Consider the following 13713-nt stretch of genomic DNA (forward strand, 5'->3'; position numbering starts at 1 on the left):
CCTGCCGGGGCGCGCCGCCGCCGGAGGCTAGAGTGCGAGGTGCCGGTGCTGTCACTTCTCCCAGCAAAAGTCCCGCGCCCATGATCGAAACCGGTGGTCTGCGCGGGCGGAACCGACATGATTCGATTCGAGAGCGTCACGAAGGTCTACGACCAGAAGTCGCGCCCCGCCCTCAACGACGTCGACCTCGAGATCGACCGCGGCGACTTCGCCTTCCTCGTGGGCCCGTCCGGGTCCGGGAAGTCGACGTTCCTGCGCCTCATCCTGCGCGAGGACCGCGCGACCTCCGGCAGCGTCTACGTGGCCGGCAAGAACGTGGCCTCCGTGCCGTCCTGGCGCGTGCCTCGGCTGCGGCGCGGCATCGGCGTCGTCTTCCAGGACTTCCGGCTCCTCCCGAACAAGGACGTCTTCGGTAACGTCGCGTTCGCCATGCAGGTCATCGGCCGCAAGCGCCACGCCATCCGGGAGACCGTGCCCGAGGTGCTGAAGCTGGTCGGCCTCGAGGGCAAGGAGCGGCGGCTGCCGCACGAGCTCTCCGGCGGCGAGCAGCAGCGCGTGGCCATCGCCCGCGCCATCGTGAACAAGCCGGGCATCCTCCTGGCCGACGAGCCCACGGGCAACCTCGACCCCGCCACCAGCGTCGGCATCATGAACATCCTGGACCGGATCAACCAGAACGGCACCACGGTGGTCATGGCGACCCACGACGACGACATCGTCAACAGCATGCGCCGCCGCGTCGTCGAGCTCGACAACGGCAGCGTCGTCCGCGACGAGAGCGCCGGCGAGTACACGGCCATGATCCCGATCGTCAACGCGGACGGCACGCGCGAGCTGCGCCCGGCCAAGGGCACCGTCCCCGCGGCAGGCGGGCAGGCCATCGCCCCCTTCGACACCGAGGAGGACGAGCTGTGAGGCTCGCATTCATTCTGGGCGAGATCGGCACCGGTCTGCGCCGCAATCTCTCCATGGTCATCTCGGTCGTCCTCGTCACCTTCGTCTCGCTGACCTTCGTCGGCGGCGCCGCCATGCTCCAGCAGCAGATCGGCCAGATGAAGGGGTACTGGTACGACCGTGTCCAGGTCGCGATCTTCCTCTGCGGCGAGAACTACGGCAGCGAGACGTGCGCCGAGGGAGCGGTCACGGACGAGCAACGGTCCGATATCGAGGCGATGATGGATTCGCCGGCGGTCGCGCAGTACATCGAGAACTACGTCTACGAGTCCAAGGACCAGGCGCTCTCGCACTTCCGCGAGCAGTTCGAGAACTCGCCGATCGTCGACACCGTGACCGCCGAGCAGCTCCCGGAGTCCTACCGCATCCGCCTGGTCGATCCGGAGAAGTACGAGGTCATCAACGAGCTGTTCTCCTCGATGCCCGGCGTCGACGTCGTCGTGGACCAACGCGAGCTGCTGGAGCAGATCTTCTCCATCATGACCGTGGCCTCCTTCGTGTCCCTGAGCATCGCGGGCGTGATGATCGTCTGCGCGGTCCTGCTGATCGCCACGACGATCCGGCTCTCCGCGTTCAGCCGCCGGCGCGAGACCGGCATCATGCGGCTGGTCGGCGCATCGAAGCTGGTGATCCAACTGCCCTTCATCCTGGAGGGCGTCATCGCCGCCCTCATCGGCGCCGCCCTGGCCACCGGGGCCCTGTGGGCGGTGGGCCAGTTCTTCATCGAGGGGCGGCTGGCCAAGGAGTACCCGGACACCGCCTTCATCTCGAGTTCGGACGTCTGGATCATCGCCCCGGGCCTCATCGCGCTCGGCGTGGTTCTGGCCGGGGTCTCGTCAATGTTAACTTTGAGGCGGTACCTTAAGGTTTGATCGTTGTCATTCCGTGACAACTCCTGCACCACCAACGCGTGCCCCGCAACTGCGGGGCGCCGACCGGAAGGATTCTTCTTGGCACAGCGAATGAGCTGCACCTGGCCTCGGGCCGTTCTGAGCAGCGCCGTCGCGGCGATGCTGGTCCTGAGTCTCGGTGCGACTGCGCGCGCCGATGACCTCAAGGATAAGAAGCAGGAGATCGAGCAGCAGATCGACGGCCTGCAGACGGATCTGGAGTTCCTCGACGAGGATATCCAGGAGACCGCCGCGAAACTGCAGGAGTACCAGTCCCAGCTGCCGGCCGCCCAGCAGGCGCTGGCGGACGCCGAGGGACGCGTCCAGGCCGCCGGCAACGAGGTGGCGGCCCTCGCCCAGCGCGTGGCCGCCTCCGAGCAGACGCGCGACGATCTGAACCGCCAGCTGGAGGAGGACGAGGCGAAGATCGCGGAGACCCGCGAGATGATCGGCCAGATCGCCACCTCCGCCTACAAGCGCGGCGGCGTCTCCACGGACCTCAGCCTCATCCTCGGCGCGGGGGACGGCGGCAACCTCGCCAACGGCCTCGACCTCGCCGGGCAGGCGCTCCGCAGCCAGAACGCCGCCCTCACCGATCTCACCCAGCGGGCAGCCACCGAGCGCAACGCCGAGGCCCGCCTGGCCGCCGTCGAACAGGAGATCAAGGACCTCAAGGCGGAGGCCGACGCGGCGCTGGCCCGCGAGCAGCAGGCGCGCGACGAGGCCGCGGCCCAGAAGCGCGAAGTCGACTCGCTGATCAGCAAGGCCGCCGCGCTGAGCGAGGAGCTCGAGGCGAAGAAGCCGCAGATCCAGGAGCAGATCCAGGCGCACCAGGCCGAGCACGAGCAGGTCGTGGCCGACATCGCCGAGCGCCAGGAGCGACTCCGCCGCGAGGCCGAGGAGGCCCGCCGCAAGGCCGAGGCCGAGGCGAAGCGCAAGGCGGAGGAGGCCCGCGAGGCCGCCGAGCGCGCCCGGGCCCGCGCCGACGCTGCGGCCAAGGCGGAGGCGGAGCGCAAGCAGCGCGAGGCCGACCAGGCCCGCAAGGCCGCCGACGAGGCCGGCGGAGGATCGCCCAGCAGCAGCGGTGGCAGCAGCGGCGGCGGAGGCGGCTCCAGCGCGAGCACCAGCTCGTGGGGCCTCCAGTCCCCGGCCCCGGCCGGCGCCTACATCACCTCGGGCTTCGGTTGGCGGCCCACGCCCGCCGGCACCATCGACTACGGCGGAGCCGGCGGCTACATGCACGCCGGGCTCGACTGGGGCGTCGGCGGAGCCTGCGGACGGCCCGTCTACGCGGCAGCCGACGGCGAGGTCTGGTTCTCCGGCTGGGGCGGCAGCTCCGGCAACAAGGTGACGCTGAACCACGGCGTGGTCCGCGGCAATGCGCTCGCGACCAACTACCACCACCTCGCCTCGCAGGCCGTGAGCGAGGGCCAGAACGTCGAGCGCGGCCAGGTCATCGGCTACGTCGGCAGCACCGGCAACTCCACCGGGTGCCACCTGCACTTCGAGACCATCCTCAACGGCAAGGCCGTCAACCCGCTCGGCCTCCTGTAGGCCTCCCGGCGGGGCCGCTGCGGCGGTCTGGAGCGGTCCGCGGCGGATTCCGCCGCGGGCCGCTCCCGTCGCGGGACCTGCCGTAGGATGGATGATCTGCCATGGGGTGAGTACGACGACGAAGGGAGGTTCCGTGGGCAAGAAGACGGAGGCCAAGGATCCCAGCAACAGGGTCATCGCGAGCAACCGCAAGGCACGCCACGACTTCGAGGTGCTGGACACCTACGAGGCCGGAATGGTGCTGACCGGGACCGAGGTGAAATCCCTCCGCGAGGGGAAGGCCTCGCTCGTCGACGGTTTCGCGCAGTTCTACCGGGACGAGCTCTACATCGAGCAGATCTACATCCCGGAGTATCTCAACGGCTCCTGGACCAACCACACCGCTCGTCGCCGGCGCAAGCTGCTGCTGCACCGGCAGGAGCTGACCAAGATCCAGCGCCAGCTCGGCGACGCCGGCAACACGATCGTGCCGTTGCAGCTCTACTTCAAGGACGGCCGGGTCAAGATCGAGATCGCTGTGGCCCGCGGCAAGCGCGAGTTCGACAAGCGGCAGACCCTGCGGGAGAAGCAGGACAACCGCGAGGCGCTGCGGGCGATGCGCGAGCGGAACCGGCGCAGCGCCTGATGGCCCCGGCGTCCCCGGAGCGGGGAGCGCCCGGGTCGACAGGTGCCGCCGGGTGGCCTATCGTTAATGGTTGCCGCCTTGCGGCGCGCCGACGCCGTCGGGGCCGGGAATGAAACCGGTGGCGGTGGCGTTACACTGAATGTCTGCGGTTCCGGCCGCGGAGGTCGCCGACGGTTCGCCGTCGTTGACAACAGAATACGGGGATGATCGGTTTCGACGGTGTGAGTCGCGTCGGGAGAAGCGGGCCGAGGATGCAGAGTTATCTCGTAAACGCCCTCTGCAAAACAATAAGTGCCGAATCTAAGCGCACTGACTTCGCTCTCGCTGCCTAAGCAGCCAGACAGTCCGTCAGCCAGAGGTTGCTATCGCCCCTGAATCTGGCGTCGATTAGATAGCCACTGCTGGGTGCACTCGTCGCTGGTGCACCCGGGACTTTTTAGCGACTGTGCCCAGGGATGACGAGCCGCTTGTTTGCGTGACGGCTCATGGGGCAGAGAAAACCCACAGCAAACTGCGCCCGGAGAAGACCAGGCAACACCACATCGGACGCGGGTTCAATTCCCGCCATCTCCACCCTGTGATGTGCCGGGGCATCGTGATCGATGCCCCGGCCCGTCGTCGAGAGGAGGGCCTCCGAACCTACGGGTTCGGAGGCCCTCCTCTTCTCGTGTCGGCAGGGCCACGGAAGCCCACGTCGGAGTGCGATCCGACGGTGCAGGCCGGGGATGCGTCCGGGCCGATGGTGTGCCATAGAATGGTCAGGCCGCCGTCCGGTTCGGAACCCTTGGGAGTCCCCGGCGAGGCGGTGTGCACTCACCCATCCGGCAGAGAGGCGAATCCCCGTGAAGGCAGCCAACGCAGCATCCTTCGTGCTCGAGGTCGCGTTCGTCTGCTCGGTGATTCTCTGGGCCATCGATGTGCCCGGTCTGAGTCCGCTCGTCGCGACCCTCGCCGCCGGCATCCCCGCGCTGGTGGTAACGGCGTTGTTCCTCTCGGCCCAGTCGAAGTGGCGCCTCCTCTGGCCGCTCCGCGGTCTCGTGGCGCACATCCTCTACCTCGCGGGCGCCATCGTGCTGATCGCCCTCGACTACCTCACCCTCGGCTGGATCTTCGTGCTGCTGGTCCTGCTCTCCGCCGGCCTGAACTGGCGTCTCCGCCGCGGCTTCGCCGCCCAGGACGCAGACCTCGCCGCGCGCCGGGCCACCGCCCGCGAGCGCCGCCGGGCCCGCAAGTCCGGCGGCGGCGGGCGCCGGGCGGCCCGCTAACCCGCCCCCAGGGACGCGAGCGCCCAGGCAGACCCCGCCATCCCGACGGCAGCCCCCAGCCAGCCGAGCAGCACGTTCAGGGCGACGTTCAGCAGGGATGCGCCCCGGCGGCCGTCCAGCCACAGCGACGCCGAGGCGACCGCGAACGAGCTGTAGGTGCTCAGCGCCCCGCAGAGACCCGCCGCGACCACCGCCCGGGCGGACTCGTCCAGTGCCGTCGAGCCCGTCGCGACGATCGCCGCACCGAGCACCAGTGAGCCGAGGACGTTGACCAGCAGCGTGCCGCGTGGGATCCGGAACGGATGCGGGGGAGCGAGGCGGCCGTCCAGCCAGACACGCAGGACCGCGCCGGCGGAGCCCCCGAGCCCGATCGCGAGCACCAGCCCCGGACTCATCGGGTGCTCCCCGGTTCGCCGCGGCCGCCAGAAGCGGAGGGCGGGGAGGCCGGAGCGGAGCCAACGCGAGGACTCCCCGTCGCGTACCGGCTGCCGAGCGCCAGGCCGACGCCGGCCAGGAGGCAGCACACCAGCGCCATCCCGAGCGTCCAGGCCAGCGCCGTCGGCGAACCGACCGGAGACAACGCGGCTGGAGCCGAGAACGCGGCGCCGGGCAGCACCGTGCCGGGGAGCGAGGAGGAGGCTGCCCAGGGCAGCATCGTGGCGACCGCGGAGAAGGTGGTGAACGAGCCGAGGAAGCCGCCGCCGAGCGCCAGCCGCCACCGCTCGCCCATCCGCCCCGTGACCTGCCACCAGCCGGTGAGGAGGCCGAGCAGCAGACAGCCCGATGCATTGGCCGCGAGCGTCCCCCAGGGCAGGTGCGCGGCGCCGTCGTACGCCGCGGACAGGCCGAGACGCGCGAGCGTGCCCGCGAAGCCCCCGACTGCCACCGCGAGCAGGGCGCGGGCGTCCGTCCGGACGGTCACGGGTGCCTCACGCCTCCACCCGCTGGACCCAGATGGAGCCGACTGCCTCCTCCGGCAGCGTCCTGCGGGCCAGGGCCACCTCCAACGTGGCGCCGGGCACTGCGCCGGCCTCCGCGCACGCGCGCAGGACGTCCGGGCTCGCGTCGCTGACCCTGACCACCAGTGCGCGGCCGTCCAGTACCGCGTCCAGTCGCTCCGCATCCTGCCGGCGGGGCTCGCCCTGGGACGTCGGGATGGGGTCGCCGTGCGGGTCGGCTGCGGGATGGCCCAGCAGGGCATCGATCCGGTCCACGAAGCGCTGGGAGACCGTGTGCTCGAGCACCTCGGCCTCGTCGTGGACCTCGTCCCACGAGTACCCGAGGTGCTCGACGAGGAAGGACTCGATCAGGCGGTGGCGGCGTACCACGGAGAGCGCCGCCGTGAGTCCCGCCGCCGTCAGGTTGACCGACCCGTAGGGCGGATGGTCCAGGAAACCGCGCGAGACGAGCTTGCCCACCATGGCGGTCGCGGATGCCGGGGCCACGCCGAGGGCCGTGGCCAGCCGGCCCGTGGTGACGTCCGCCGGCGCCCACTCGCGCAGCGCGTAGACGACCTTGAGGTAGTTCTCCTCACTCGGGCTGAGGCGGGGCGGGCCGCCGGCGGGCACCGGAGCCCCGGCCGCCGGCGCATCGGGCGCGGGGTTCTCGGGCGCTGGATTCACAGGCGCTGGATTCACACGGCGGTCCTTCTCGCACGGGCACGGGGGATCACGCCCTGCTCGGGCGCTGCCACATACGCTACCGCGAACGCGAGCGCCTGGGTCAGGACAATCGCCGCGCTGGCCGAGACGTCGAAGTAGTAGGCGGCGTAGAGTCCCGCCACGGCGGAGGCCACGCCGAGCCCCGAGGCCCACACGAGCATCCGGCCGAACCGGCGCGTGAGCAGGAAGGCCGTGGCGCCGGGGATGATGAGCATCGCCACCACCAGGATGATGCCCATGGCCTGCAGGCTCGTCACCACGGTCAGGGCCAGCAGCCCCAGGAGCAGGAAGTGCAGGACCCGGGTGTTGATGCCGATCGCATGCGCGTGCACGGGGTCGAAGGCCATGAGCGTCAGGTCCTTGCGGAGGTACAGCACGATCGCGAGGGTCAGGACCCCGAGCGCGCCCACCTGCACCAGCTCCGCCGTGCTCGTGCCTAAGACGTTGCCGAACAGGATGTGCCCGAGGTCGACCTCGCTGGGCGTCTTGGAGACGATCGCCAGGCCGAGGGCGAAGAGCGTAGTGAAGACGACGCCGATCGCGGTGTCCGCCTTGAGATTCGTCGTCGAGCGCAGCCCGCCGATCAGCAGGACGGCGCCGAGTCCGAAGGCGAGCGCCCCCACGGCGAAGGGCAGGCCGAGCAGGTAGGAGAGCGCGACGCCGGGGAGCACGGCGTGGGAGATGGCATCGCCCATGAGGGACCAGCCCATGAGGACGAGCCAGCAGGACAGCACCGAGCAGACGAGTGCCGCGGCCAGCGCCGCGAGCAGGGCGTGCGTCATGAAGCCGTAGGAGAACGGCTCCAGGAGGGCGTTGAGGACGGTCTCGATCACGCTGTGGCCTCCGGTCGGTCGGACTGGTCGGAGTGGACGGACCGGTCAGGGCGGCCGGCACGGTCGGAGCGGCCGGCACGGACGGGGCCGCTGAACGCCTCCGCCAGGTTCGCCTCGGTGAGCACGTCGGCGGGAGCCCCCGACGCGACGACGCGCTGCTGCAGCAGCAGGGCGCGGGAGCAGTACTCGGGCACGCCCGCGAGATCGTGGGTGGACATGAGGATGGTCCGGCCCTCACCGGTGAGGCGGCGGAGCTCGTCCATGATCAGCCGCTCCGATGCCGCGTCGACGCCGGCGAACGGTTCGTCCAGAAGTAGCAGCTCGGCGCCCTGCGCGATCCCGCGGGCCACGAACGCCCGCTTGCGCTGTCCGCCGGAGAGCTGCCCGATCTGCCGGTCCGCGAGACCGGCGAGGTCCACCCGGACGAGCGCGTCGGCGACGGCGTCGCGATCGTCGGCCCGAGGCCGGCGCGCGCGGCCCATGCGCCCGTAGCGGCCCATCATGACGACGTCGCGGACGCTGACCGGGAACGTCCAGTCCACGTCCTCGGCCTGCGGGACGTACGTGATCAGCCCGGATCTGCGGGCCGCCGCCGGGCCCCGCCCGAAGAGGGCGACGCTTCCGGCGGCGGGGGCGACGAGCCCCATGAGCGTCTTGAAGAGCGTCGACTTGCCGCTGCCGTTCACCCCGATCAGCCCGCACAGCTCGCCGGTCTCCAGCGCGAAGTCGACCCGGTCGAGCGCCCGGACCGTTCCGTAGTGCACGCTGACGCCCTGCACCTCGATGGCGGTGGTCATGGTCGGGCCTCCGTTCCCAAGGCATCCGTGATGAGTTCGAGATCGTGGCGCAGGAGCGAGACGAAGTCCGGCACGGGGCCGTCCGGCGGCGAGATCGAGTCGACGTAGAGCGGCCCGGCCAGCTCGGCGCCGGTCGCCTCGGCGACGTGCCGCTGTGCGCCGTCGTCCACGGTCGACTCGCAGAAGACCGCCGGGACGTCGTTCGCGCGGACGAACTCGATCTGCGCCTCGATCTGCCGCGGCGTCCCCTCGACGTCCGAGTTCACCGGCCAGAGCGAGTGCTCGCGCAGCCCCAGATCCCGGGCGAGGTAGGAGAACGCCCCCTCGCAGGTCACGAGAGCGGCGTCGTCCGGCAGCCGGGCGGCGGCGTCGTCGACGAGGGCGTCCAGTTCCTCCTTGAGGCGCTCCGCGTTCGCGCGGAAGTAGCCTGCGTCCTCCGGGCTCAGCCGGGAGAGCGCCGCGGCCGCGTTGTCGGCGTACAGGGCGGCCGCCGAGGGGGCCATCCAGGCGTGCGGGTTGGGGCGCCCGGAGTACTCGCCCTGGGCGATGTCGATCGGCTCGACGCCGGCGGAGAGCACCACGCGCTCGGCATCGAGCGTCTCGGTGAACTGCTCGAACCAGCGCTCCAGGCCCAGGCCGTTGTCGAGCACCATGGACGCCTCCGAGAGGCGGACGAGGTCCGACGGCGTGGGCTCGTAGCCGTGGATCTCGACTCCGGGCTTCGTCAGCGAGAGGACCTCCACCCGGTCGCCGGCGATCTCCTCGACGAGCGAGGCGAGCACGCTGAAGGTCGTCAGGACGACGGGTCCGTCCTCGGCCGGGCCGTCCGCCCGGGATCCGTCGGCAGCCGAGGAGGCGGTGCCGCTGGGGACGGGCGGCGCCGCGGCCGGGGCGGAGCAGGAGCCCAGCACGGCCACGGCGCCGATCGCCAGGGGCAGGACGGCCGCGCGGACGGCCGTGCGCCGGCGCACGGGCGGCGTGGCGGGAGGCGGCGCGGCGGGACGGGCGGTGCCCGCCGTCGGTTTAGCCATGCCTAAAAAAGTCATGGCTCCATAGTGCACCCCAGCCGGGCGGCACGCAATCCGTGTCCCGGCCGTGAAGCGGCTAGCCCTGCCGGCGGGCGAGGACCTCGAGCACCTCGTCGTGGAGGAGGGAGTTCGTGGCCAGGGCGTTCCCGCCGTAGCATCCCTCCGCCCCGTCGAGCGAGGTGAAGCGTCCGCCGGCCTCGCGGACGATCGGGACGAGCGCGGCCATGTCGTGCAGGGCGAGCTCGGGCTCGGTGGCGATGTCCACGGCGCCCTCCGCCAGGAGGCAGTAGGACCAGAAGTCGCCGTAGGCCCGGGTGCGCCAGACGGAGTCGTGCAGCGCGAGCATGCCGTCGAGGCGATCCTGCTCCTTCCAGCCCGTCAGGCTGGAGTAGGAGAGGGAGGCGTCCGAGAGCTGGGAGACGCTGGAGACCTGCAGGCGGGAGGCGCGCGTCATGGACTTGCCGGCGAACGCGCCCATGTCCTTGGCGGCCCACCAGCGCTTGCCGAGCGCCGGCGCGGAGACGACGCCCACCACGGGCTCGTCCTCGTCCATCAGCGCGATCAGCGTGGCCCAGACGGGAACGCCGCGCACGAAGTTCTTGGTGCCGTCGATCGGGTCGATGACCCAGCGGCGGGGACCGTGGCCGGTGGTCCCGAATTCCTCCCCGACCACGGCGTCGCGGGGCCGGGACCGGCGCAGCTGGCCGCGGATGGCCTCCTCCGCCGCGCGGTCGGCGTCCGTCACCGGCGTCATGTCCGGCTTGGTCTCCACCGCCAGGTCGAGGGCCTTGAAGCGGTCCATGGTCACCGAATCGACGTTGTCGGCCATGACATGGGCCAGGCGCAGGTCGTCGTTGTACGTCATCACGTCGCGGGTCATGGATTCCAACCTACCGCAGCGCCGTCGCGGCGGATCGCCGCATGACCGGGGCGGACCGGCGCTGCGGCGGCGCCTCCGGCGGGGGAGCGGGCCGCGGGCGACCGCCGCGGGACTCCCGCCGGCGACGTCTGCTACTGGACGGTGCCGAGCTCCTTGGCCGACTCCGTGTCCTCGGCGCCGATGAGGCGCCGGTAGGACGCGAGCCGCTCGGGCCCGTGGTCGCCCGCCTCCCCGGACGCGACCCAGGCGTCGAGCCCGCACCCGGGCTCGGTCGCTGCGTGGGTGCAGCCGCGCGGGCAGGACTCCGAGCCCGGCAGGAGATCCTCGAAGCCCTCCAGGATCCGGTCCGGTTCCACGAGCGCCAGCCCGAAGGACCGGATGCCGGGCGTGTCGATGATCCAGGTGCCGGAGCTCGCATCGGGGATCCGCAGGGCGAGCGCCGAGGAGGAGGTGTGGCGTCCGCGGCCGGTCACGGCGTTGACGCCCCCGGTCGCGCGCTCGGCCCCCGTGAGGGCATTGACGAGCGTCGACTTCCCGACGCCCGAGTGGCCGAGGACCACGCTGACCTCCCCGTCCATCAGCTCGTGGAGTCGCTCGAGCGCGCTCCGCTCGAGCCGGGCGGACGCGCCCTCGGCGGAGCGCGCGTCGACGCCGCTCGCCTCGTCCGCGGTGCTGCGGCTCACGACGATGTCCAGGTCCAGGTGCGTGTAGTTCGCCAGCAGTCCCGCCGGGTCCTTGACGTCCGCCTTGGTGACGCAGAGGACCGGGTGGATGCCGGCGTCGTACGCGGCGACGAGCGCCCGGTCGATGAACCCGGTGCGGGGCTCCGGGTTGGCGGCGGCCACGACGATGACCAGCTGGTCGGCGTTCGCGACGACGACGCGTTCCACCGGGTCGGTGTCGTCGGCGCTGCGGCGCAGCACGGTCTTCCGGTCCTCGATCCGCACGAGCCGGGCGAGGGTGTTGGGCTGGCCGGACGTGTCCCCGACCAGTCCGACGAAGTCACCCGGGACCACGGGGCGGCGGTTGAGCTCGCGGGCCCGGGCCGCGATCACGAGGCGCTCCTCGGCCAGGCCCTCGTCCACGAGGGCCGTGTAGCGGCCCCGGTCCACCGTGATGATGCGCCCCCGGACCGCGTCCGAGTGGGCCGGCCGGTCCTTGGTGCGCGGGCGCGTGCCCCGCTTGTTGGGACGGATCCGGACGGAGGACTCGTCCCAGTCCTCGTGCCTCCGCCCCATCAGGCGCCTTTCGCCCGCGCCGAACCGGCCTCCGCCGGCGGTCTGGGCCGCTCGGCCGTCGCGGCCAGATCGGTCCAGAGGTCGGGGAACTCGGGCATGGTCTTGCCGGTGGACGCGATGTCCTCCACGACGACGCCGTCCACGGCCAGGCCGAGGATCGCGGCGAACGTGGCCATGCGGTGATCGGCGTAGCTGCGCACCAGCGTGCCCCGCAGCGGGCGCGGGCGGACGATCAGGCCGTCCTCGGTCTCCTCGGCGTCGCCGCCGAGGCGCTTGATCTCGGCGACCAGGGCCTCGAGCCGATTCGTCTCGTGCCCGCGCAGATGCGCGATCCCCGAGAGCCGCGAGGGGCCATCGGCGAGGGCGCAGAGGGCGGCGACGGTCGGGGCCAGCTCGGACGTGTCGGCGAGGTCCGCCGCGTGGATGGCACCGGTGCCGCGGACGGTCAGCACGCCGCCGTCGAACTCCACCTCCGCGCCCATGCGTGCCAGGATGCTCCGCCACTGGTCCCCGACCTGCGTGGTGCGCTCGGGCCAGCCCGGGACCCGGACGGTGCCGCCGGTGGCGAGCGCCGCGGCCAGGAACGGTCCGGCGTTCGAGAGGTCCGGCTCGATCTCCACGTCGAACGCGCGCACGGCCCCGGGGGCCACCTGCCACGACGACGGCGCCGACGCGTCGACGTCCACGCCGCTCGCGCGGAGCACCTCGACCGTCATGCCGATGTGGTCGAGGCTGGGGACGGACTCGCCGACGTGCTCGACGACGAGGCCCCCGGGCAGCCGTGCGCCCACGAGGAGGAGCGCGCTGACGAACTGGGACGACTGGCTGGCGTCGATCCGGACGCGGGCGGGCCCGTCGGCCGGGGCCGTGGCGAGCCGCCCGCCCGCGACCGTGAAGGGCAGCGAGCCCCGCCCGTCGTCGTCGACCTCGACGCCGAGCTGGCGCAGCGCGTCGACCACCGGGCTCATGGGGCGGGTGCGGGCGTGCGGATCCCCGTCGAAGGCTGCCTGCAGGCCGGTGAGCGCGGCCAGCGGCGGCACGAAGCGCATGACCGTTCCGGCCAGGCCGCAGTCCACGGCCACGGAGCCGTGGGCCTCGCGGGCGAAGTCGATCGGCGTGACGGCGAGGTCCGGGCCGTAGGGGCCGCTCCCGTCGATCTCCTCGATCCCGGCGCCCAGCGCGCGCAGCGCCGCGATCATCAGGACCGAGTCACGCGAATGGAGCGGCTTGCGCAGCCGCGACGGTCCGTCGGCGATCGCCGCCAGGAGCAGGTAGCGATTCGTCAGGGACTTCGACGCCGGGACCACGACGGTCGCGTCGACACCGGACCGGGCACGCGGGGCGGGCCAACCGGCCGTGGCGTGGGGGGTGCTGGGCGCGTCGTGCGCGTCAGTGGTCAAGAATGCCCTCGGCGGTCTTGGCGGCGCTCTTGGCGCTGCGGCGGACGGTGCGGGAGGCCTTCTGGCCGGCCTTGGTCAGGTCCTTGCGGGCGCTGCGGCCGAGGTGCTGGGCGCGCCAGGCGACGGAGGGGGCGCCGTTCGTGTCGGCGGCGGCCAGGAGCACACCGCCCGAGAGGGACACGGTCTTGAGCTTGTCCGTGGTGGACAGGTCCTTGTAGTCGTCGGCGGCACCGACGAGCGAGGACACGACGAGCGCCGCCGCGGACAGGCGCGGGCACCTGCCGAGCGCGTAGAACAGCCCCGCCACCAGCTGCACGCCGCCGAGCAGGCGTGCGACGGCCTCCGGCCGATCCGCGAGCGAGCGGACCTGGGGGACCTTGGCCGCGAACTTCTCCAGGCTGCCGCGGAGGTTGTCGGCGGTCTCCTGCGGCTTGGTCAGTCGCTCGTACCCGGAATACACGAAACTGGACGCGAGGAGAGGGCGGGCGAGCACGCGGATGGCAGACATTCTTCCTCCAACTGGTTGGGGCGGCGTTGTCGGCACTAGTCTTGCAGATTTTCCCGGCGCCGGGCCCCAGGATGACGGGT

15 protein-coding genes and 1 other RNA gene are annotated in these 13713 nt (G+C 71.8%); 6 read left to right on the forward strand and 10 right to left on the reverse strand.

Going from position 1 to position 13713, the window contains the following annotated elements; genetic code table 11:
* The first annotated feature begins 117 nt into the window (after positions 1-117).
* The 6 genes from ftsE to ABD784_RS00410 all read left to right on the forward strand — a co-directional run bounded on the left by ftsE (position 118) and on the right by ABD784_RS00410 (position 5288).
* On the forward strand, positions 118-915 hold the full coding sequence (gene ftsE, locus ABD784_RS00385) for a cell division ATP-binding protein FtsE (protein ID WP_344878348.1): 798 nt from the start codon (positions 118-120) through the stop codon (positions 913-915).
* Positions 912-1826: a permease-like cell division protein FtsX gene (ftsX, locus tag ABD784_RS00390; RefSeq protein WP_344878351.1), complete on the forward strand. Its 915-nt coding sequence runs from the start codon at positions 912-914 to the stop codon at positions 1824-1826. The genes ftsE and ftsX overlap by 4 nt, the downstream gene beginning before the upstream one ends.
* A gap of 78 nt (positions 1827-1904) precedes the next feature.
* The gene (locus tag ABD784_RS00395) at positions 1905-3398 is read left to right on the forward strand and encodes a peptidoglycan DD-metalloendopeptidase family protein (RefSeq protein ID WP_344878354.1); all 1494 of its coding nucleotides are present in this window, start codon (positions 1905-1907) and stop codon (positions 3396-3398) included.
* 133 nt (positions 3399-3531) lie between these two features.
* Positions 3532-4023, forward strand: a complete 492-nt coding sequence (smpB, locus tag ABD784_RS00400) for an SsrA-binding protein SmpB (RefSeq protein WP_344878357.1) — start codon at positions 3532-3534, stop codon at positions 4021-4023.
* Positions 4024-4222: 199 nt separating this feature from the next.
* Positions 4223-4599, forward strand: a transfer-messenger RNA (tmRNA) gene (gene ssrA / locus ABD784_RS00405).
* A 266-nt stretch (positions 4600-4865) separates the two neighbouring features.
* Complete coding sequence (locus tag ABD784_RS00410; RefSeq protein ID WP_344878360.1) at positions 4866-5288, forward strand: DUF2568 domain-containing protein; 423 nt, start codon at positions 4866-4868, stop codon at positions 5286-5288.
* On the opposite strand, the gene crcB is transcribed toward ABD784_RS00410, so the two are convergent.
* From crcB to ABD784_RS00460, 10 genes are all read right to left on the reverse strand, one after another.
* Positions 5285-5683, reverse strand: a complete 399-nt coding sequence (gene crcB, locus ABD784_RS00415) for a fluoride efflux transporter CrcB (RefSeq protein WP_344878363.1) — start codon at positions 5681-5683, stop codon at positions 5285-5287. The two genes, ABD784_RS00410 and crcB, sit on opposite strands and share 4 nt — an antisense overlap.
* Positions 5680-6210 (reverse strand): fluoride efflux transporter FluC, encoded by a 531-nt coding sequence (locus ABD784_RS00420; protein WP_344878366.1) that lies wholly within the window; start codon positions 6208-6210, stop codon positions 5680-5682. Before ABD784_RS00420 ends, crcB begins: the two co-directional genes overlap by 4 nt.
* 7 nt (positions 6211-6217) lie before the next feature.
* Complete coding sequence (locus tag ABD784_RS00425) at positions 6218-6925, reverse strand: metal-dependent transcriptional regulator (protein ID WP_344878369.1); 708 nt, start codon at positions 6923-6925, stop codon at positions 6218-6220.
* Positions 6922-7782: a metal ABC transporter permease gene (locus ABD784_RS00430; protein WP_425582897.1), complete on the reverse strand. Its 861-nt coding sequence runs from the start codon at positions 7780-7782 to the stop codon at positions 6922-6924. The genes ABD784_RS00425 and ABD784_RS00430 overlap by 4 nt, the downstream gene beginning before the upstream one ends.
* Positions 7779-8579: a metal ABC transporter ATP-binding protein gene (locus ABD784_RS00435; RefSeq protein WP_344878372.1), complete on the reverse strand. Its 801-nt coding sequence runs from the start codon at positions 8577-8579 to the stop codon at positions 7779-7781. Before ABD784_RS00435 ends, ABD784_RS00430 begins: the two co-directional genes overlap by 4 nt.
* A complete protein-coding gene (locus tag ABD784_RS00440) occupies positions 8576-9610 on the reverse strand; it encodes a metal ABC transporter solute-binding protein, Zn/Mn family (protein WP_344878375.1) in 1035 nt (344 codons plus the stop codon). The genes ABD784_RS00435 and ABD784_RS00440 overlap by 4 nt, the downstream gene beginning before the upstream one ends.
* A 73-nt stretch (positions 9611-9683) precedes the next feature.
* A complete protein-coding gene (gene hisN, locus ABD784_RS00445) occupies positions 9684-10487 on the reverse strand; it encodes a histidinol-phosphatase (protein ID WP_344878378.1) in 804 nt (267 codons plus the stop codon).
* A gap of 131 nt (positions 10488-10618) precedes the next feature.
* Entirely contained in the window at positions 10619-11725 is a 1107-nt protein-coding gene (gene rsgA / locus ABD784_RS00450) for a ribosome small subunit-dependent GTPase A (protein ID WP_344878381.1), read from the reverse strand.
* Positions 11725-13125: a 3-phosphoshikimate 1-carboxyvinyltransferase gene (gene aroA, locus ABD784_RS00455; protein WP_344878383.1), complete on the reverse strand. Its 1401-nt coding sequence runs from the start codon at positions 13123-13125 to the stop codon at positions 11725-11727. The genes rsgA and aroA overlap by 1 nt, the downstream gene beginning before the upstream one ends.
* Positions 13115-13633 carry a DoxX family protein gene (locus tag ABD784_RS00460; protein ID WP_344878386.1) on the reverse strand — a complete coding sequence of 173 codons (519 nt, stop codon included), beginning with the start codon at positions 13631-13633 and terminating at the stop codon, positions 13115-13117. Before ABD784_RS00460 ends, aroA begins: the two co-directional genes overlap by 11 nt.
* Between the last annotated feature and the right edge of the window lie 80 nt (positions 13634-13713).

Origin of the sequence: Zhihengliuella alba, assembly GCF_039538765.1 — a bacterium.
In the GTDB taxonomy this organism is placed as follows: domain Bacteria; phylum Actinomycetota; class Actinomycetes; order Actinomycetales; family Micrococcaceae; genus Zhihengliuella; species Zhihengliuella alba.

Excerpts from the sequence above, each read along its gene's own strand:
- rsgA (WP_344878381.1), bottom strand. The coding sequence starts at position 11,725 with ATGGGGCGGAGGCACGAGGACTGGGACGAGTCCTCCGTCCGGATCCGT.
- ftsE (WP_344878348.1), top strand. The coding sequence starts at position 118 with ATGATTCGATTCGAGAGCGTCACGAAGGTCTACGACCAGAAGTCGCGC.
- ABD784_RS00435 (WP_344878372.1), bottom strand. The coding sequence starts at position 8,579 with ATGACCACCGCCATCGAGGTGCAGGGCGTCAGCGTGCACTACGGAACG.
- ABD784_RS00460 (WP_344878386.1), bottom strand. The coding sequence starts at position 13,633 with ATGTCTGCCATCCGCGTGCTCGCCCGCCCTCTCCTCGCGTCCAGTTTC.
- crcB (WP_344878363.1), bottom strand. The coding sequence starts at position 5,683 with ATGAGTCCGGGGCTGGTGCTCGCGATCGGGCTCGGGGGCTCCGCCGGC.
- ABD784_RS00440 (WP_344878375.1), bottom strand. The coding sequence starts at position 9,610 with ATGGCTAAACCGACGGCGGGCACCGCCCGTCCCGCCGCGCCGCCTCCC.
- hisN (WP_344878378.1), bottom strand. The coding sequence starts at position 10,487 with ATGACCCGCGACGTGATGACGTACAACGACGACCTGCGCCTGGCCCAT.